The 19,907-nt window shown below is 63.7% G+C and carries 16 protein-coding genes; all 16 read right to left on the bottom strand.

The window, feature by feature from the left end:
- Window positions 1-44 precede the first annotated feature (44 nt).
- On the bottom strand, window positions 45-3,158 hold the full coding sequence (ileS, locus tag QM716_RS12385) for an isoleucine--tRNA ligase (RefSeq protein ID WP_283304475.1): 3,114 nt from the start codon (window positions 3,156-3,158) through the stop codon (window positions 45-47).
- A gap of 311 nt (window positions 3,159-3,469) precedes the next feature.
- Window positions 3,470-3,778: a hypothetical protein gene (locus QM716_RS12380; RefSeq protein ID WP_283304400.1), complete on the bottom strand. Its 309-nt coding sequence runs from the start codon at window positions 3,776-3,778 to the stop codon at window positions 3,470-3,472.
- 49 nt (window positions 3,779-3,827) lie between these two features.
- Window positions 3,828-4,655, bottom strand: a complete 828-nt coding sequence (gene wag31 / locus QM716_RS12375) for a DivIVA-like cell division protein Wag31 (protein WP_003941722.1) — start codon at window positions 4,653-4,655, stop codon at window positions 3,828-3,830.
- Between the two features lie 126 nt (window positions 4,656-4,781).
- Window positions 4,782-5,060 (bottom strand): YggT family protein, encoded by a 279-nt coding sequence (locus tag QM716_RS12370; protein ID WP_003941780.1) that lies wholly within the window; start codon window positions 5,058-5,060, stop codon window positions 4,782-4,784.
- A gap of 189 nt (window positions 5,061-5,249) precedes the next feature.
- Entirely contained in the window at window positions 5,250-5,900 is a 651-nt protein-coding gene (locus QM716_RS12365; protein WP_003941752.1) for a cell division protein SepF, read from the bottom strand.
- 85 nt (window positions 5,901-5,985) lie between these two features.
- Window positions 5,986-6,735, bottom strand: coding sequence for a YggS family pyridoxal phosphate-dependent enzyme (locus QM716_RS12360; protein ID WP_283304399.1), 750 nt, complete (start codon window positions 6,733-6,735; stop codon window positions 5,986-5,988).
- A gap of 6 nt (window positions 6,736-6,741) precedes the next feature.
- Window positions 6,742-7,509 carry a peptidoglycan editing factor PgeF gene (pgeF, locus tag QM716_RS12355; RefSeq protein ID WP_283304398.1) on the bottom strand — a complete coding sequence of 256 codons (768 nt, stop codon included), beginning with the start codon at window positions 7,507-7,509 and terminating at the stop codon, window positions 6,742-6,744.
- Between the two features lie 108 nt (window positions 7,510-7,617).
- Window positions 7,618-8,805, bottom strand: coding sequence for a cell division protein FtsZ (gene ftsZ, locus QM716_RS12350; RefSeq protein WP_230813510.1), 1,188 nt, complete (start codon window positions 8,803-8,805; stop codon window positions 7,618-7,620).
- Between the two features lie 274 nt (window positions 8,806-9,079).
- On the bottom strand, window positions 9,080-9,886 hold the full coding sequence (locus QM716_RS12345) for a cell division protein FtsQ/DivIB (protein WP_283304397.1): 807 nt from the start codon (window positions 9,884-9,886) through the stop codon (window positions 9,080-9,082).
- Entirely contained in the window at window positions 9,883-11,391 is a 1,509-nt protein-coding gene (murC, locus tag QM716_RS12340) for a UDP-N-acetylmuramate--L-alanine ligase (RefSeq protein ID WP_283304396.1), read from the bottom strand. Before murC ends, QM716_RS12345 begins: the two co-directional genes overlap by 4 nt.
- Complete coding sequence (gene murG, locus QM716_RS12335; protein WP_283304395.1) at window positions 11,388-12,557, bottom strand: undecaprenyldiphospho-muramoylpentapeptide beta-N-acetylglucosaminyltransferase; 1,170 nt, start codon at window positions 12,555-12,557, stop codon at window positions 11,388-11,390. The genes murC and murG overlap by 4 nt, the downstream gene beginning before the upstream one ends.
- Complete coding sequence (gene ftsW / locus QM716_RS12330) at window positions 12,554-14,032, bottom strand: putative lipid II flippase FtsW (protein WP_283304394.1); 1,479 nt, start codon at window positions 14,030-14,032, stop codon at window positions 12,554-12,556. Before ftsW ends, murG begins: the two co-directional genes overlap by 4 nt.
- Entirely contained in the window at window positions 14,029-15,552 is a 1,524-nt protein-coding gene (murD, locus tag QM716_RS12325) for a UDP-N-acetylmuramoyl-L-alanine--D-glutamate ligase (protein ID WP_283304393.1), read from the bottom strand. The genes ftsW and murD overlap by 4 nt, the downstream gene beginning before the upstream one ends.
- Before the next feature lie 5 nt (window positions 15,553-15,557).
- Window positions 15,558-16,640 carry a phospho-N-acetylmuramoyl-pentapeptide-transferase gene (gene mraY, locus QM716_RS12320; RefSeq protein ID WP_003941699.1) on the bottom strand — a complete coding sequence of 361 codons (1,083 nt, stop codon included), beginning with the start codon at window positions 16,638-16,640 and terminating at the stop codon, window positions 15,558-15,560.
- Window positions 16,637-18,190: a UDP-N-acetylmuramoyl-tripeptide--D-alanyl-D-alanine ligase gene (locus tag QM716_RS12315; RefSeq protein WP_283304392.1), complete on the bottom strand. Its 1,554-nt coding sequence runs from the start codon at window positions 18,188-18,190 to the stop codon at window positions 16,637-16,639. Before QM716_RS12315 ends, mraY begins: the two co-directional genes overlap by 4 nt.
- A complete protein-coding gene (locus tag QM716_RS12310) occupies window positions 18,187-19,821 on the bottom strand; it encodes a UDP-N-acetylmuramoyl-L-alanyl-D-glutamate--2,6-diaminopimelate ligase (RefSeq protein WP_283304391.1) in 1,635 nt (544 codons plus the stop codon). Before QM716_RS12310 ends, QM716_RS12315 begins: the two co-directional genes overlap by 4 nt.
- Window positions 19,822-19,907: the final 86 nt, after the last annotated feature.

Raw genomic sequence — 19,907 nt, 5'->3', positions numbered from 1 at the left:
GACATACTGACCTTCATCGGGGAGCCGGAGTAGTTGCGTCGGTACTAGACCTTCGTGATCGCGGCGCGGATACCGTCGCCGAGATCGACGGCGTCGTCTCCCGCTTCACCCACCGAGAACGAGGTTGCCAGAACCTCACCGGCGATCATTTCCCGATGACGCTCGGCCCATTCCTTGCAGTCCTGCGGAACCTCGAGCACGACCTTGATCCGGTCCGAGACGTCCAAACCTGCGGCACGGCGTGCGTCCTGCAATTGGCGGATACGGTCCTTCGCCCAACCCTCGGCTTCGAGTTCCTCCGTCACGACGGAATCGAGTACGACGAGTCCCGCGCCGTCCGGCAGTGCAGCTGTCGAATCCGGCTCGGCCGCAACCAGTTTCTGCGTGTACTCCTCGGGCAGCAGTTCGATGCCGGCCGCAACCACGACGCCGTCCGCATTCTCGGTCCAGTCGCCCGCCTTGACCGCCTTGATGACGGTCTGAACGGACTTGCCCAGACGCGGTCCTGCAGCACGCGCGTTCACCGCGATCTCGAAGCGCCCGTGCACGTCGACGTCATCGGTCAGATCGACCTTCTTGACGTTGACCTCGTCGGCGATCAGTCCGAGGAACGGACGCAGACGCTCGGCGTCGGGCGCCGCAACCGTGACCTCGGGCAACGGAAGACGAACGCGCAGATTCTGCGCCTTGCGCAGACTCAGCACCGTGGAGCACACGGTCCGTACGTCGTCCATCGCCGCTACCAACTCGGGGTTCGCGGGGAGCTCAGACTCCTCCGGCCAATCAGCCAGGTGAACCGAGCGTTCCCCGGTCAGTCCGCGCCAGATCACCTCGGACACCAGCGGCAACAGCGGCGCAGCGAGACGCGTCACGACCTCGAGCACGGTGTGCAGGGTGTCGATCGCGTCGCGATCCTCGTCCCAGAACCGCGAACGAGACCGTCGCACATACCAGTTGGTGAGCGCGTCACAGAACAACCGAAGCTCGTCGCACGCGCCGGCGATGTCGTTGACCTCGAGGGCCTCGGTGATCACGTCGCGGGTGGTGGCGAGCTTGGCCAGGATGTACTGATCGAGGATGTTCTCCGAATCGGTACGCCACACACCGGATTCCGGCGCGTACAACTGCAGGAAGCTCCAGGCGTTCCACAGCGGGAGCAACGCCTGACGTACCCCTTCGCGGATGCCCTGCTCGGTCACGATGAGGTTTCCACCGCGCAGGATCGGCGAGGACATCAGGAACCATCGCATCGCATCGCTACCGTCGCGGTTGAACACCTCCTTCACGTCCGGGTAGTTGCCCTTGGACTTGCTCATCTTCAGTCCGTCGTCACCAAGCACGATTCCGTGTGCGGCAACGGTTTTGAAAGCCGGACGATCGAAGAGTGCGGTGGCCAGTACGTGCAGCGTGTAGAACCAACCACGGGTCTGACCGTTGTACTCGACGATGAAATCGCCCGGGAAATGACCCTCGAACCACTCACGGTTCTCGAATGGGTAGTGCACCTGCGCATACGGCATCGAACCGGATTCGAACCAGCAGTCGAGCACTTCGGGAACTCGGCGCATCATCGACTTCCCGGTCGGGTCGTCCGGGTTCGGGCGGACCAGGTCGTCGATCATCGGGCGATGCAGATCGGTCGGGCGCACACCGAAGTCTGCCTCCAACTGATCGAGCGATCCGTACACGTCCGTGCGCGGGTACTGCGGATCGTCCGACACCCACACCGGGATCGGGCTGCCCCAGTAACGGTTTCGGCTGATGTTCCAGTCGCGTGCACCTTCGAGCCACTTGCCGAACTGGCCGTCACGGATGTGCTCGGGCACCCACGTGATGTCCTTGTTCAGCTCGACCATACGATCGCGGAACTTGGTGACCGCGACGAACCACGAGGGAACCGCCATGTAGATGAGCGGCTGTCCACTGCGCCAACTGTGCGGGTAGGAGTGCTCGATCGTCTCGTGCCGCAGCAGCTTTCCGGCCGCCTTGAGGTCCTTGATGATGACCGGGTTGGCGTCGAACACCATCAGGCCCTCGTACGGCGGAACCATCGAGGTGAACTTTCCACCCGGATCGAGCGGCTGCACGACCTCGATACCGTTGGCCGTTGCCACGTCCATATCCTCTTCACCGAAAGCCGGTGCGAGGTGGACGATTCCGGTTCCGGAGTCGGTTGTCACGTAGTCGGCCGCGAGCACGACGTGCGCGTTCGGGTGTCCGAGGAAGAAGTCGAACGGCGGTGTGTACGACAGGCCGACCAGCTCGGTGCCCTTGTGACGGGAAACGACCTCGGGGTCCTCCCCCAGCTCGCGAGCGTAATGAGCTACCCGTGCTTCTGCGAGCACGTACCGCTTTCCGTCCTCGCCGAGCACCTGGACGTAGTCGACCTCGGGATGCACCGCAGTGGCCAAGTTGGACGGCAGTGTCCACGGGGTCGTGGTCCAGATGATCGCGTTTGCGCCGTCGAGTGGCGAACCCGGAGCGACCAGCTGCATGTCGACCGTAACGGCGGGATCCTGACGCATCTTGTACGCGTCGTCGAGGCGAGTCTCCTGATTGGACAGCGGAGTCTGCTCATACCAGCTGTAGGGCAGCACGCGGAAGCCCTGATAGATCAGGCCCTTGTCGTGCAGCTCCTTGAAGGCCCACATGACGGACTCCATGAAGTCGACGTCCAGGGTCTTGTAGTCGTTGTCGAAGTCGACCCAACGTGCCTGGCGGGTGACATAGTCGCGCCACTCGTCGGTGTACTTGAGCACCGAGGCCTTGCAGTACTCGTTGAACTTGGCCAGACCCATGACTTCGATCTCGGCCTTGTCCTTGATACCGAGCTGCTTCTCCGCTTCGAGTTCTGCGGGAAGGCCGTGGCAATCCCAGCCGAATCGTCGTTCGACCTTGCGTCCACGCATGGTCTGGAAGCGCGGCACCAGATCCTTGACGTACCCCGTCAGCAGGTGGCCGTAATGCGGCAAACCGTTGGCGAATGGCGGTCCGTCGTAGAAAACGAACTCTTCGTTACCGTCCCGATTGGAAACCGACGCACGGAAGGTGTCGTCGTCGTCCCACTGTTTCAGGACCTTCTGTTCCAGATCGGGGAACTTGACTCCGGTGTCGGCGGGGACACCGTAGTCGACTTTGGGATACCCGTTACTCGCCATGGCGATCTCCTCGTGCCAGTCGGACTCGGCACGGGGACGACGTGGCGCTTGTGCGCCGACACCGCGGTACCACCCCGTTTGCATCCCGCAGATCCGCGCTTTCACGCTTGGATCTCGAACTGCCACTCGATCGAGCTGTGACGGGCTCACCCGTTCGGTTCTACTGGGTTCTCGGCACGCGTGAAAGCGTCGAGAACCGTTCTTCCGAAAGCTCCCCGGTGATTGCCGGATCAAAGCCAGGTATTCGTGATCGACAGTCTAATACTTGCCCCTAGGACGTGTCGGTACTGCCTAGGACTTGTCGGTGGGGCCTAGGACTTGCCGCCCGACGATTCGCCATGATTGCCCGGATTGTCATCGTTGGCAGTGGCTGCATCACCGGTAGAGGAATCCGAGGAATTCTCGGCTCGACCGTAAGGCGACGACATTTCGCTACCCGATATCGGGTCATCCAACGAAGGAACCGCCTTCCTGCTGGTCAGCGCACTGACCAGCAGGAGGACGGCACCTGCTACACAAATCGCGATACATGCCCACGCCCAGATCAACGACCCTGTGGTCAGGGCAACGATCAGGAGTGCGAAGCCAACTCCCGCGAGGACCAACGTCACGACCAGCACGTATCAACCTTTGTCCGGTCCGATCGCTGAGCCGACGGGGCGCTCTCGGTCAGCTGTTTCCCTTGGCGAAGGACGGGCTGTAGGAATCCTGTCCACCGTCGACCGGTACGGCCGAGCCACGCTGCTCGAGCTCTTCGAGCTGCGATTCCAGGTAGGACTTCAGGCGCACCCGGTACTCGCGTTCGAACGTCTTGAGCTGCTCGATACGGCCCTCGAGGACCGAACGCTGCTGGTTGATGGTCGCCATGATTTCGGTGTGCTTCTTCTCGGCGTCCGCCTTGAGAGCGTCTGCCTTCTCCTGAGCCTGGCGAAGCTGAGTCTCGGAGCGAGTCTGAGCGTCGGTGAGCATTGCCTCCGACTTGTTGCGCGCATCCGCGATCATGCCGTCGGCCTTGCTGCGAGCCTCGCTCATGAGCTGCTCGGAGTTGGTGCGAGCACTGCCGAGCAGCTGCTCGGATTCGGTCTTGGCATCGTTGGTGAGGCGATCCGCCATCTCCTGAGCCAGTCCGAGGACCTTTGCGGCCTGCATGTGGGTGTCGCCACTCTGCGGCGCTGCAACGGCAGCGGCGGCGGGAACCGGAGCTGCAACGGGTGCAGGCTTGGGCGGTTCGACGACCCGAGCGGGCTCCGGCTTGGGCTGCGCTGCGACGGGTGCTGCCTGCTGAGCAGGTGCCGGCGACTTCTTGGCAGCCGCGAGCTCCTGATCCAGCTCACCTACGCGCTGGCGCAGGTCCGCATTCTCTTCGATGAGCTGCGACAGCGCCTGCTCGACGAGGTCGAGGAATGCGTCGACCTCGTCCTCGTTGTAGCCACGCTTGCCGATAGGCGGCTTGCTGAACGCAACGTTGTGCACGTCAGCTGGAGTCAGTTGCGGCATGGAAGGATCCCTTCACGCGTCATTTGGCGGTCTAGCAAGCATTCAGTTGCAACACAGTCTACGTAGTGGCGAACCACCGTATGAGTTATGGGTTCCATTCTGGCACACCACACACTCGGACTGCGCTCAGCGAACAACCGACATCAGGATGATGACGATGAAAAGCAAGACCATGATGGATAGATCCAAGCGAACTCCACCGAGGTTGATCGGGGGGATCAACCTGCGGAGCAGTTTCACCGGAGGATCGGTGATCGTAAAAATGGTTTCGAGAATGACTGCGACCAATCCGGTCGGTCGCCAATCTCTGGCAAACGAACGAACGAACTCGACGATCACTCTGCCGATCAGCAACAGCCAGAAGACAACCAGCACCAGATAGATCACAGAGAGAAGCGCGTCCACACCCTCACTCTGCCTGACTTCTGCGTTGTGTCCAAAACAGACACACCGCAGCAATTCCGGAACCGGTCCGCATCGAGTCCGTCTTGTAACGGCCGGCGATGGGTCCGAATGCGGCGCCCGCCGAGACGGGTCGCCGTTCGAATGTGCTCACGTCACCCCTGCTCAGGGGCCGGACTGCGGTCGAGACCATCATTTCTGGCTGTAGAAACCCGTCTCGGCGATCCGACGACGTTCCTCAGCGGAAACGTCGATGTCAGCCGGTGAGAGAAGAAACACTTTGGTAGCTACCTTGTCGAAAGAACCACGCAATGCGAACGCCAGGCCGGCCGCGAAATCGACCAGACGCTTCGCGTCGGCGTTGCTCATGTCGACCAGATCCATGATGACGGGCGTGCCGTCGCGGAAACGCTCACCGATGGTGCGGGCCTCTGCGTAGCTCTGCGGACGCAATGTCGTGATCTTGGCGAGCGGGCCGCCGTCGTCGACAACCGGCGCACGTCGCGCTTCGGGCCGCTCGGCACGCGCGTCGACTGCGAGGTTGCCGCGGCTGGCCGGACGCGGCGCCATCGCCGGGCGGCTACTGCGGCTGGGAACGGTGTCGACGCGGGGCCGGGAATCGTAGCGATCGAACTCCGCGTCCTCTTCGTCACGACGACTGGGCGCGTAGCTCGCCTTCGAGAAGGCAGGTTCGACGAACTCACGGTCGTCGCGCTCGGCATAGCCGTCGTGACTACGACGGGGTGCGCGGCGAGCCTGATCGGGCTCCTCCACGTATTCGTCCTCGTAGTCATCGAGGGGAACCATGCCGAAGTAAGCCTTGAACTTATGCAGGTTGCTCATTGATCGACCTTCCTTGGCGCGGCGGAATCAATCCGACTGCGACCGGTCGCAGCGGTGTGGACGGGTTGGGCGATCACCTGAGCGATCACCTCGAGATTACTGGTCGTGAGCCGAGCAGTGCGGTTCCGACACGCACGCACGTGGAACCGTGGCGCACTGCAGCCTCCAGGTCGCCGGTCATACCGGCGGAGAGTTCGGTTGCCCGGGGATGCGATTCGAGAATCAAAAGATGTGCCCTGCGGAGGATTTCGAACTGCTCGTCCGGATCTGATCCAAGTGGCGGGACGGCCATCAGTCCCGCGAATTCGAGACCTTCGGCTGATTCGATCCGCTCGGCAAGAGGGGTTAACTCCCCCGTCGGAACTCCGCCACGCGCAGGGTCTCCGTCGAGACTTACCTGGATGAGCACCCGCAGCGGCGCCCTGCGCTCGCCGTCGGACAAAGCGCCGAGCGCCGCCCGATCGAGTGCATCGGCCAACCGCGCACTGTCCACCGAGTGAATTGCGTAGGCCCACTTCGCTACCGACCGAGCTTTGTTGCGCTGCAACTGTCCGATCATGTGCCAGCGAACCGGATCATCGATCGCACCGCTGCGAGCAGCGCCGTCGAAGTCCGCGACCTTCTCCACTGCTTCCTGCTCACGAGACTCACCGAATTCACGGCAACCCAGTCCGTACAGCATTCGGGCGTCGGACGCCGGAAAGAATTTGGTAACTGGCAGCAGTGCGACGTCGGAAACTTCGCGACCGGCAGCAAGGCACGCGGCGGCCAGTCGCGCCCTCACCGAGTCGAGTGCCGTCGATATTTCTGTCAGCCGCAATTCTGTCTGTCGCATTTCTGCCTAGACGGTTTCCGGCGCTGCGGGCGCTTCCATCCAGATCACTGCAGCTTGACGTCCGGTCAGTGATTCTCGGCGATGACTGAACAGCGCGCGATCCTCGATCGTGCACCGCGGGTCCTCGGCGACACCGGACACACCCGCGGCGAGCAACTGCTTACGCAGTCCCGCACGCAGATCGAGTCCCGGAGTGCCCTTCTCGGTGCGAGTTGCGCTGCCCGGCAAGTGCTTTTCCACGTCCGCACGCATCGAGGCGGGAACCTCGTACTGGCGTCCGCTCGCCGCCGGACCGAGGAAGGCGCCGATACGCGAGACCTCCGCGCCCTGTCGCACCATCTCCGCGAGGACGCGCGGGACGATACCGATGCGGGCACCGATCCGTCCGGCATGAACGGCCGCGATGACACCGGCCTCCTCGTCGGAGAGAAGAACAGGAACACAGTCTGCGCTGAGGGTGGCGAGCGCCAGGCCGGGAACGGTGGTGACCAGAGCATCCGTCACCGGAATGACCTCGTCGGTCGGTTCCGTCACGACAGTGACGTTGCGCGAATGGATTTGTTCCATCCACACGAGATGGTCGGGCTCGACGCCTATTTCGCGTGCCAGACGACGACGATTCGCATCGACGGCTGCCGGATCGTCTCCGACGTGATCGCCGAGATTGAACGACTCGTACGGCGACGCGGAAACACCGCCGGCTCGGCTGGTCACGACGCGGCGAATGCGGGTGCGGGTGGTCGACTTCTCGGTACTCAAGATAAGTGTGCTCACAAACGTCGAAAGTTGTCGTCCGGCTCAGACGTGACCGGACATCCAGTCAAGAACAGGGTACCCAGAAATTCCGGGCACCCTGTTCTCGAAACTGTTTGTAGCCCTACGTCAGCGACGCATGAAGACGGGAACATCGACGTCGTCGTCGCCCTCGTCTTCCTGGACCGGCGCGTGGCGTGGGCCACCGATCGGAGGCAAGCTGCCCGAACCGATAGTCTCGCGCGCCGCGGAAATCGGCTGCTCGCCAGCAGGTTCGGCGGCAACCGGTGACCGGCCGACCTCACCTGCGCGCCCGGCGCCGATCGCTCCACGTCCCTGCGCGGTCGACTCCACGGGACGACGAGCCGGAGCTCCACCGTCGAATCCCGCAGCGATGACCGTCACACGAACCTCGTCACCGAGCGAATCGTCGATGACCGTTCCGAAGATGATGTTGGCGTCGATGTGGGCGGCTTCCTGAACCAGCGACGCCGCCTCGTTGATCTCGAAGAGGCCGAGATCGCTGCCACCGGCGATCGACAGGAGAACGCCGCGGGCGCCTTCCATCGATGCTTCGAGGAGAGGCGAATTGATCGCGGATTCCGCCGCCTTGATCGCGCGCCCCTCACCACGTGAGGAACCGATGCCCATCAACGCACTGCCGGCGCCGGACATGACACCCTTGACGTCCGCGAAGTCGACGTTGATCAGACCCGGGGTGGTGATGAGGTCCGTGATGCCCTGGACGCCGTTGAGGAGAACCTCGTCGGCGCTGCGGAACGCGTCCATCAGGCTGACTGCGGCATCACCCAACTGGAGCAAGCGATCGTTCGGAATGACGATCAGCGTGTCGCAGGACTCGCGGAGCGCCTGAATTCCGGTATCGGCCTGTCCCCCACGACGCTTGCCTTCGAAGGAGAACGGTCGTGTCACGACACCGACGGTGAGTGCGCCCAGCTTCCGGGCGATGCTTGCCACGACAGGGGCACCACCGGTTCCGGTGCCACCACCCTCGCCTGCGGTCACGAACACCATGTCGGCGCCCTTGATGACCTCTTCGATCTCGTCCTTGTGATCTTCGGCTGCCTTGCGACCCACTTCAGGATCAGCACCGGCGCCGAGGCCACGGGTCAATTCACGACCGACGTCGAGCTTGACGTCGGCGTCACTCATCAGAAGGGCTTGCGCGTCCGTGTTGACCGCGATGAACTCGACTCCCTTGAGTCCTTGTTCGATCATGCGGTTGACTGCGTTCACGCCGCCGCCGCCGATGCCGACGACCTTGATTACGGCGAGGTAGTTGTGCGGGGGCGTCATCGGCTCTCGCCTTCCGTGTCGTGTTTCACGCTGCTTGTCAGTGCTGCTGTCTTTTTACTGCTGCTGGCTGTGTAACTTGTGGGGCTCTGTAACTGCTGGGGCTTTGTTACTGCTGTTGTTCGAGATAAACCCTAAACCTCAACCACAGGGTTAGAGTTATGTCAAGTATTCGATCTGAAACGAAACGCTATGCACCGTCGTCGCGTTCCGCCATTAGGCGCGCCGAGACACACCGAAGTATTTGCCACGCACTGACGCACGAGCGCACCGTGCGCTACCGCACCGTCGGAAGATCGGGACTGGACACGTCGTACGTCTGTCCCGGCTGGGTCAACAGCGGAAGCGTCACGGCAGCCTTGCGATCCGAGTGCTCGACACCGCCCCAGTTTACGACGCGACCGTCGAGCAGGGTCAGCGTGACACTCGAAATCGACCGAGCGGCAACCTCTCCCACCTGAAACCTCAGATCCGGCGGCAACACCGACAACACCTCGAGAGCGGCGAGCGTGGGCTCGTCGTTCCACCCGGGTGTCGGTGTCACCAGGCGCGGTACCCCAGGCGGTGGGACGCCCATCTCGAAGTCGACGCCCTTCTCGTCCAGCAGGTGTGCGCCCTCGGGGGAGTCGACGAAGACAACCGGTACCCGTTCGGTAACTGTGACGCGGATGGTCGACGGATACATCCGCTGCACCCGGGCCGAGGCCACCTTCGGAATCGTCGCGACTCGTGCGGCGGCTGCGCCGGTATCGACCCGCATCAACGGCTGACCGGTCGGTACGGCCAGGAGTGAAAGGATCTGTTCCTCACTGACGGTCGTCGCACCGAGAACTTCGGTGCCCCGGACCGAGAGCACCGGAGACAACCAGGCCGTCAGCGCAATTCCCACCACCAGCACGATTGCCAGCGGTGCCACGATCAGCGGTCGCTTGAACCACTTACGAGTCGGTGTGGGTTCGGGAGCCGGCTCCGTCGACCGCGTCGAGTATCGCGATTCGGTGCGAGTACTGCGCCGGCGCGAACTGGTGGCGCGTCTGGCTTGAGGATCTCGACGCCCGCGCCGACTTCGTGCGTCGGGTGTCATCGCGGTGCGGGATGCGGCGCCGAACGCAAAGCATCGAGGATCTGTTTACCGAGCATGGTCACATCACCTGCGCCCATCGTGATGACGATGTCGCCGGGGTGAGCCAACGCCGCAACCTGCTTCGGTGCCTGGGACAGATCAGGTTGATAGTGAACAGGTTTGGTGACCGATTGAGCGACCAGCGCACCGCTGACGCCCGGCATCGGCTCTTCGCGAGCGCCGTAGACGTCGAGAACCACTACCTCGTCGGCCAAGTCCAGTGCCTGCGCGAATTCCTCGGCGAACGCGGCTGTGCGCGAATAGAGGTGAGGTTGGAATACCACGATCACGCGTCCGGCTGCCGAATTGGTCGACGACGAATCATCTTCCGGTCGAACCAGATCCGCTGCCGCGCCGAGGACCGCGCGAACTTCGGTCGGATGGTGTGCGTAGTCGTCGAACACCCGGACACCACGCTCGCGCCCCGTGAACTGGAACCGGCGGTGGACGCCACCGAATCCGGCGAGCCCCTCGACGATTTCCTCCGTCTCGGCTCCGGCGTCCCGGGCGGCCAGCAGGGCGGCAAGCGCATTGAGCGCCATGTGCCGACCCGGCACTGCCATCCGCACGGTTCGCGCAGCGCTCTCCCCCGCCAGGTGGAACTGCAGGACTCCCCCGACGTCGTGTGCGTGGAATCCCAGTAGTCGGACTCCGACCTCGACACCGTCGACAGGCTCGAAGGCAGTGCCGGCCTCCACTTCCTGCGCATCCGCGGATCCGTAACCGAGCACCCGGATGTCCGAACGACCCGAGGCCACGATGCGCTTCGCGAGATCCGCCGATCCCGGATCGTCGAGGCAGACAATCAGGAGCCCGCCCGGGCGTAGCTTGTCGACAAAATCGTCGAACACCTTCACATACGCTTCGACGCTGCCGAAGTAGTCGAGGTGATCGGCCTCGATGTTGGTCACGACGATGACGTTGGGGTCGTACTGCAGGAGCGACCCGTCACTCTCGTCCGCCTCGGCGACAAAGACGTCACCGCTGCCGTGATGGGCATTCGTTCCCGCTTCGTTGAGTTCGCCGCCAACGGCAAACGAGGGGTCGAAACCACAGTGCTGCAGGGCGACCACGAGCATAGAGGTCGTCGACGTCTTGCCGTGTGTACCCGAAACCAGGAACGTGCGATTGCCCTGCATCAGTGAGGCAAGGACGGCCGGCCGAAGAATCACCGGGATTCCGCGGCGAGCGGCCTCGACGAGTTCCGGGTTGTCCTTCGGGATGGCCGCGTGGGTCGTGACGACGACGGTCGGCCCGCCTGGCAGCAGGTCGAGAGCATCGGCGTCGTGGCCGATCCGCACCTGCGCCCCGCGTGCACGAAGCGCCAGGACTCCTCGGCTCTCCTTCGCGTCCGAACCCGAGACGAGGCCTCCGCGGGAAAGCAGAATTCGCGCGATGCCGGACATGCCGGCACCGCCGATTCCGACCATGTGTACTCGCTCGAGGTGGGCGGGCAGCGCGGTCATCGGTTTCCCCTTGCGTTTTCCTGGACGGCGTTTTCCTTTGCCGCGATGTCGAGCACGATCCGTGCGATCTCGGTTGCCGCCGTGCGGTGTCCGACATTGGCAGCGCCACTGCTCATCTTGTCGAGGCGCGCGCTGTCACTCAGCATCGGGACGACGGTACCGGCGACAAACGTCGGCGTGAGCTCGTTGTCGGAGACGATGATCGCGCCGCCAGCTGTGACAACGGGTTTCGCGTTGAGCTCCTGCTCACCGTTTCCGTGCGGCAGCGGAACGTAGACGGCCGGAAGCCCGACCGCCGAGACCTCAGCGACCGTCATCGCGCCAGAACGACAGATCGTCGCGTCGGCTGCGGCATACGCGAGATCCATCCGCGAAAGATAAGGAACAGCCACGTACGGTGCGGTCTCCGAGTACTGCGTGACCTCGAGGGAGTTCTTGGGTCCGTGTGCGTGCAGCACCGAGATCCCCGCTTTCGCGAGTTCCTGGGCAGCGCCGGAGACCGCGTCGTTGAGCGACTTCGCGCCCTGTGATCCGCCGAAGACGAGCAGAACGGGACCGTCCTGCGGCAGTCCGAAGTACTCGCGCGCTTGCGAGCGAAGTCCCGCTCGATCGAAATTGGCGATCGACGCCCGGACCGGAATGCCGACGATCTCGGCGTCCTGATCGCCGCGATTCTTCACACCTGACCCCGGAACGGCGGCAAGCACGCGCGTCGCCAGGCGAGCACCGATCTTGTTCGCAATTCCGGCACTGGCGTTTGCTTCGTGGATGACGATCGGAATCTTGCGTCGGCGACGAAGAACACCACCACGGGCGGCAAGGTACGCCGGAAGCGCGACGTAGCCACCGAAGCCGACAATCACGTCGGCGTCGACGGAATCGAGTACCTCGCGGGTCTTGCGCACCGACGCGAGGATGCGTGTCGGCAGTTTGACGAGATCCATCGTGGGCTTACGAGGAAGCGGAACCGGCGGAATGAGCTCGAGCGTGTAGCCGCGGGCAGGCACCAAGGTGGTTTCGAGACCACGCGCAGTCCCGAGTGCAGTGATCCGGGTGTCGGGCTGAGCGGCCCTGACCGCGTCCGCGACCGCAAGAGCGGGTTCGATGTGACCAGCCGTGCCTCCCCCTGCCACCACTACCGACAGAGCCGATTTGTTGCCGCTCACCTACGAATTCCTCGCTCTCGAACTTCTCGTGGATCTTGTGCCCTACGTGTCGGCGCCTGCCGACGCTGACCATTCTGCCCTCCCGCGGTGCGCTTCCGTGACCCAGCGGCCGCACCTCGGTTGGAATCCGTGGAAGTACGAGCGCCTTGACCTGCCCGCGTGCGTCGATCACCCGTCTCGATCGCACGCCGGCCGTCGCGTCCGCGAGCCGGTTCGATCTGCCGCGTCGGCTTCGGTCGACGGATCGGCCGACCCCCTGACGGAGGGTGGTACAGCACCGGCTTGGGGAGTTTGAGCAACTTCGAGATCTTGCCGTCCTGCCCGGAGTTCAGAGCGGCAACCGCTTCGGGCTCGTGGCGAGCAGCATTGGCGATGACACCGAACATGAACAGTGTGATCGCCAAGGACGAACCGCCGGCGGAGACCAACGGCAACTGGAGTCCGGTCACCGGCAGCAGTCCGATGACGTAGCCGATGTTGATCATTGCCTGGCCGACGATCCAGGTAGTTGCGGTGGCCGACAGGAGCCGCCAGAACGGATCGATGCTGCGGGCTGCGATCCGCAATCCCGTGTACACGAATACGGCGAACAACCCGATCACGACCGCACAGCCGACAAATCCCAGCTCTTCGCCGATGATCGCGAAGATGAAGTCGTTGTGAGCGTTGGGTAGGTAGTTCCATTTGGCGACGCTCTGCCCGAGTCCGCGACCGAGCAAGCCGCCGTCGGCGAGCGAATACAGAGCCTGCTTGGCCTGGTAGTTGTTGCCCTGCAGGTCATCGCTCTTGTTGAAGAAGGCCTGAACTCGATCGGAACGATAACCGGCCGTCATGGCCAGCACGCCCGCCACGACGACCCCCGTCAACGCGATCGAGCCGAAGAGCTTCAGTGGCAGCCCACCGAACCACAGCAGGGCCCCGACGATGATTCCCAATGCGATGGTCGTACTGAGGTTCGGCTGCGCGACGACCAGGGCGAAGACCAGCATCGCGGCGGGTACGAGCGGAATCAGGATCGACTTCACGGATCGGTCGTCCGGCCGCCTCGAGGCCAACAGATGGGCGCCCCAGATCGCCAACGCGACCTTCATGATTTCCGAGGGCTGCACCGAGAATCCACCGACGTTGAACCAGCGACGCGCGCCCTGCGCTTCGGTGCCGATTCCCGGAATCAGGACGAGTACCAGCATTATCAGCACGACGACAAACAGCGGAAAGGAATACTGCCGGAGCACTCTCGCCGGAATCCGCAGCGCGACGTAGAAGAGCACCGCACCGAGGATCGCGAAGATCAGCTGCTGGGTGAACAAGGAATATGCCGAGCCGCCGGACACATATTGCTCGACGCTCGACGCCGACAGAACCATCACGAGCCCCAAGACAGTCAACATCGTGGCAATCGTCACCACCAGGTGGAACGACGCCAACGGCCGCGCCAACCAGGCACCGATTCGGGTCTTGGGACCCTTGGTCATCGCAGGTTCCCGGCTTCGCCAGGCGAATCTGTATACGGATCGGGTAGCGCGGCTACTGCGGCGGCAAAGCTGTCACCGCGGTGTCCGTAGCTGACAAACATATCCAAGGACGCGGCGGCCGGCGCGAGTACAACGGCGTCACCTGGGGATGCCAACTCGGCAGCTTCGACCACGACTGCGGCCATGACGGCATCTGCGTCGGCACCCGACGGCAGCCGGATGGTGAGAGTCGAGTTGCTGCTGTTTTCGCTCACTACTGCATCGTCCCCCGACATCACGTGCACCACGGGAACATCGGGCGCGTGTCGCGCGAGCGCGTCCTCGATCACACCAGCGTCACGGCCGAGAAGGACAGCGCCGGAGAGTCGCGGACCGACTTCGCTCACCAACTGGTCGACGCTTGCTCCCTTGAGCAGACCGCCCGCAATCCAGACGACGCGATCGTGCGCGAGTATCGACGGTCTGGCTGCGTGTGGATTGGTGGCCTTGGAATCGTCGATGTACACAACGGACCCGACACGACCGACCAGGGCCCCGCGGTGTGGACCGACCTTGTGTGCGGCCAGACCGCGCTCGACGACGCCTGCTTCGAATCCGAGTGCCCGCGCCAAGGCAGCAGCGGCGAGCGCGTCCATAACGCCGGCCGGGCCGGCCGGATCTATGGACGCCGCTTCGGCCAAGCGGACGTGATCGCCGAAAGCATTGTCGACGAGGTATCCCGCGTCGACACCCAGTTCTCCTTCGCCCGGTTCACCCAATCTGAACCCGGTGACAATGTCTGCATCAGCGCGAGTTCCCAGCTCGGAAGCGATCGCGTCATCGAGGCCGACCACAGCGACCTTTCCACTCAGTGCCCGCGATTTGGCTTCGGCGTACGCGCTCATTCCGCCGTGCCAGTCGAGGTGATCCTCGGCGACGTTGAGGACCACGCCGGCATCCGGACGCACCGAAGGCGCCCAGTGCAATTGGAACGACGACAGTTCGACAGCGAGATACTCCACGCGCGGTGACGTTTCGGCGAGCGCGTCGAGTATCGGCAGGCCGATGTTCCCGCAGGCTCGGCCGACAACTCCGGCGGCGTCGAGAATCGAGGCCAGCATCGACGTCGTCGTGGTCTTTCCGTTGGTCCCCGTCACAACCAGCCATTTACGCGGTGCGCCGAAGTGACCGCTGTGGTCGACACGCCAGGAGAACTCGACGTCTCCCCAAATCGGGATCCCATGACCGGCGGCCGCTGCAAGGATCGGTGCATCCGGCCGAAAGCCGGGACTGGTGACAACGAGCCCGTACTCGGTGATCGAATCCGGGGCATCCTCGATCGAGGTCGTGGTCACCATGTCCGCGCCGAGTTCGGCGCAGCGCTCCGCGAAGTCCAGGGTCGAATCGGCAACCGTCACGACAGCGCCGAGAGCGACAAGAGGCTCGATGGTCGCTTGACCGGACACCCGCCCACCGGCGACCAGCACGCGCTTACCGCGGAGCCAGGACAGATCGTTCTCGGAATCCGCTGAGCTGGTCATGGTTTTCAGCCTCCGAGCGCTGCGAGATATTCGCTGTAGAAGAGTGCCAGTCCGATAGCCGACGCGATAGCCGCCAGCAACCAGAATCTGATGATCACCGTGGTTTCAGCCCACCCGGCGAGTTCGAAGTGGTGATGGAACGGCGCCATTCGGAAGACTCGCCGTCGGCTGGACCGGAACACCGCTACCTGGATCACCACCGACGCGGCCTCCGCGACGAACAGTGCACCGATGACAACCATCAACAGTTCCGTGCTGGTGGTGATCGACAATCCGGCGAGCATGCCGCCGAGGGCAAGAGAACCGGTGTCGCCCATGAAGATCTTTGCGGGTGCGGCGTTCCACCAGAGGAAACCGATGCACGCGCCGGCGCCGGCAGCGCAGAGCACCGCAAGATCGAGCGGATCGCGGACGTCGTAGCAACCCTTGCCGGGGTTGGTTTCACACGAGTAACGGAACTGCCAGAACGTGATGATGACGTAGGCGCCGAGAACGAAACTCATCGCTCCGGCGGCCAGACCGTCCAGGCCGTCGGTCAGGTTGACGGCATTGGACCAGGCGCTGACCAGTAGGTAGCAGAACGCGATGAAGACCACGGAACCGAGTGAGACGGTGGCGATGTCGCGAACGTACGACAGATGAACACTGCCCGGAGTCAGCCCGTCGTCACCGCGGAACTGAAGGGCCAAGATACCGAAGGCAATGGCTGCGACGAACTGACCGACCAGCTTCGCTGTCTTGTTCAGCCCGAGATTGCGCTGCTTGCGGATCTTGATGAAGTCGTCGAGGAAACCGACTCCGCCGAGAGCTGTGGTCAGACCCAGAACGAGGAGGCCGGACGCCGAGGGCCCCTCCGCGTTGTCCATGCCGAGACCGATGAGGTGGGAGCCGAGATAGCCGGCCCAGATTCCGGTCAGGATCGCGACGCCGCCCATGGTGGGAGTCCCGCGCTTGGCCTGGTGACTGGCCGGACCCTCGGTTCGGATCTCCTGCCCGAAGCCTTGTTTCGAGAACGCCTTGATCAGGATCGGCGTGAGCATGATGGAGACCGCGAGCGCGATGCCTGCGGCGAGAAGAATCTGGATCACTGCGAATCCCCGCTGTTCTCGCCGTCAGTGTTCTCGCCGTCGGCGCCGGGCGTTGCGGCCAGAATTGCTTCGGCGACCGTCCACAGTTCAACCGACTTGGACGCCTTCACCAGCACGAGATCGCCGGGTTCGAGTTCCGCTTCGAGGATGGCAATTGCCGCGGCTGCGTCGGGCACGACGACGGACTCGTCACCCCACGACCCCTCCATCACCGCTCCTTGATGCATCGCACGCGAGGTGCGGCCCGTTCCGACGACGATCAACTTGCTGACGTCGAGCCTGACGGCAAGGCGACCGATCGCGTCGTGCTCGACCACCGATTCCGGCCCGAGTTCACCCATCTCACCGAGCACAGCCCAGCTACGACGCCCGAAGTGCCGATCCGATCGTGCCATGGACACCAACGCTTTGAGGGCGGCGCGCATGGAATCGGGATTGGCGTTGTAACTGTCGTTGACAACGGTGACGCCGTCGGCGCGCTCGGTAACTTCCATCCGCCTCGCGGACGCCGCCTTCGTACCCTCGAGGACACGCGCGATGTCTTCAACCGCGAGGCCGTTCTCGAGCGCGACAGCCGCAGCGGCAAGAGCATTGCTCACGTGATGTTCGCCGTGGACGGCCAGGCGAATACGCGCCGAACCCTGCGAACAGTTCAGTGTGAAGGAAGCCCGGGCCTGATCGTCGACGACCACGTCGGTCGCCCGAACGTCGCAGTCTTCCGACTGGCCGACGAATACGATCCGGGCCTTGGTTCGACTCGCCATGGCGGCGACCATGCGGTCGTCGGCGTTGAGTACCGCAACTCCACCGTCGGCTGCCGACGGGAGTGCTTCCACCAGTTCACCTTTGGCGACAGCGATCGCTTCACGCGAACCGAATTCGCCGAGGTGAGCGGTACCGACGTTGAGAACGACGCCGATCTTCGGCGGCGCAATCCTGGTCAGCTCGCCGACGTGGCCGACCCCGCGTGCCGACATCTCAAGGACCAGGAAGCGAGTCTTCGCGTCCGCGCGGAGGACCGTCCACGGCAAACCCAGTTCATTGTTGAACGATCCGGGCGGCGCAACCACCTCACCGCGCTCGCGCAACAGCGCTGCAATCAGGTCCTTGGTCGAGGTCTTGCCCGCAGAACCGGTGACACCGACCAGCGTCAGCCCACCATCGGTTGCTGTTCCATCAGTTGCCAGTTCGTCGACAACTGCTCGGGCCAGAAGACCGAGGGCGTGCAGGACTGCGGCCCCGGATCCGTCGGTGTCGTGTTCGAGCAGCATCACCGCACTGGGACCGTCGTTCGGCACCGAAGGAACGACGATCGCCGGCACTCCGACCGGCCGCGCCGCGAGTACCGCCACGGCGCCTGCTGCCACCGCAGCTTCTGCGTGATCGTGACCGTCGACGCGCGCGCCGGGTAGTGCGAGGAAAAGCCCACCTGGACTGACCTTGCGCGAATCGAATTCGACGGTTCCAGTCACCTGCGTCGACGAATCGTCGACGTCGTGCAGGGTTCCTCCGACGATCTCGGCGATCCGAGAGAGCGTCATCGGGATCATTGCTTGCCTCCATGTGCCGTGTTGATCGCGAATCGGCCGATCATTTCGCCCAACACCTCGCGGTCGTCGAACGGGTGTTTGACCCCGTCGATTTCTTGACCTACCTCGTGGCCTTTGCCTGCCACCAGGACAACATCTCCTGGCTGCGCCCACCGGACCGCTTGCTCGATCGCGGTAGCCCGGTCCCCCACTTCACGAACCTCACCGCGTTCGGACTCGGGCACGTCCATGGCGCCTTGCATCACCGAAGCGCGAATCTTCGCCGGGTCCTCGGTGCGTGGGTTGTCGTCGGTGACGATCAGCAGATCTGCACCTCGCGCACCCGCTTCGCCCATGAGACTCCGTTTGCCGGCGTCGCGATCTCCGCCCGCACCGACCACCACGGCAACTCGGCCGGGAACCTGGTTGCGCAGCGTGGCGATCACGGCTTCGAGCGCTGCCGGCTTGTGCGCGTAGTCGACCACGGCGAGAAAGCTCTGCCCACGGTCGATCCGCTGAACTCGTCCCGGGACATCCACCGTTCCGAGCGCCCGAACAGCGGCGTCCGGATCGAGGCCGGCAGCAAAACTGACGGTCAACGCCAGCGCAGCGTTGGCCACGTTGTATCGCCCGGGGAGGCGAAGCGAGACCGGCCATGATTGTCCGTCCGGGCCGACCAACTCGAAAGTCTGTGAGCCGTCCTCGGCAACCTCGACTGCGCCGACCTTCCACTCGGCCTCGGCCGTCGAGGTCGAGACCGTGGTCACTGCATCGCTCTCGTCGGTCGCGGCCAACTCGGCCATCCGTCGACCCCATACGTCGTCGACGCAGACGACGGCATGCTCGGCTCGCACCGTCGACTCGGGATCGAACAACCGAGCCTTGGCCTGGAAGTACTCCTCGAAGTCCCGATGGAAATCGAGGTGGTCCTGCGAAAGATTGGTGAATGCGCCGATGTCGAAGCGGATGCCGTCGACGCGTCCGAGAGCGAGCGCGTGACTGGACACCTCCATGACGACAGTGTCGATCCCCTGCTCCGCCATCACGGCGAACAGAGCATGCAGTTGCGGAGCTTCCGGCGTGGTCAGCGCGCTGGGGACCCTGCGGCCGTCGATGCGAGTCTCGATGGTGCCCACCAGGCCGGGCTTGCGGCCGGCTCCGGCAATCGCTGCTTCGAGCAGGTACGACGTCGTGGTCTTGCCGGACGTGCCGGTGATGCCGACGACCTGCATCTTCTCTGAAGGTCGGCCGTAGATTTCCGCTGAGATCTCACCGAGTACATCCCGCGGGTTCGGATGAACGAGAACCGGGACGGACCGGTCGGGCGCCTTGTCAGCGGCCTCGATCAGTTCGAGGCCGGCCTCGTCGGTCAAGATCGCGGTCGCACCACGCCCCAGAGCGTCGACGGCGAACTGAGCGCCATGTGTCCTGGCACCGGGCAGAGCGGCGAAGAGGTCATCGGTCACGATTCCCTGTGCACGCAGGTCAACGCCCTTGACGATGACCTCCGGTGACTGCGATCCCGGTTGTCCGACCCATTCGAGGCGAGCCCCGGACAGTTCGGACAGCGCCGTGACCGCGGTCGCAACCGGTTGTGTCGGACGCGTCCCGGGAGCGCCGTCCGAGTTCGACGATTGCAAACGATTCGGCACTGTCACTCGACTCCTGGGAATTGTCGTTGGTCTATGTCGGTCGCAGCGCAAGCAAAGTTCGGGGCACTGCAATGAATGAGATTACT

Source organism: Rhodococcus sp. IEGM 1409, assembly GCF_030056735.1.
GTDB lineage: Bacteria > Actinomycetota > Actinomycetes > Mycobacteriales > Mycobacteriaceae > Rhodococcus_F.
The sequence above is the reverse complement of the archived record's forward strand: the minus strand, read 5'-3'. Positions and strand labels throughout refer to the sequence as shown.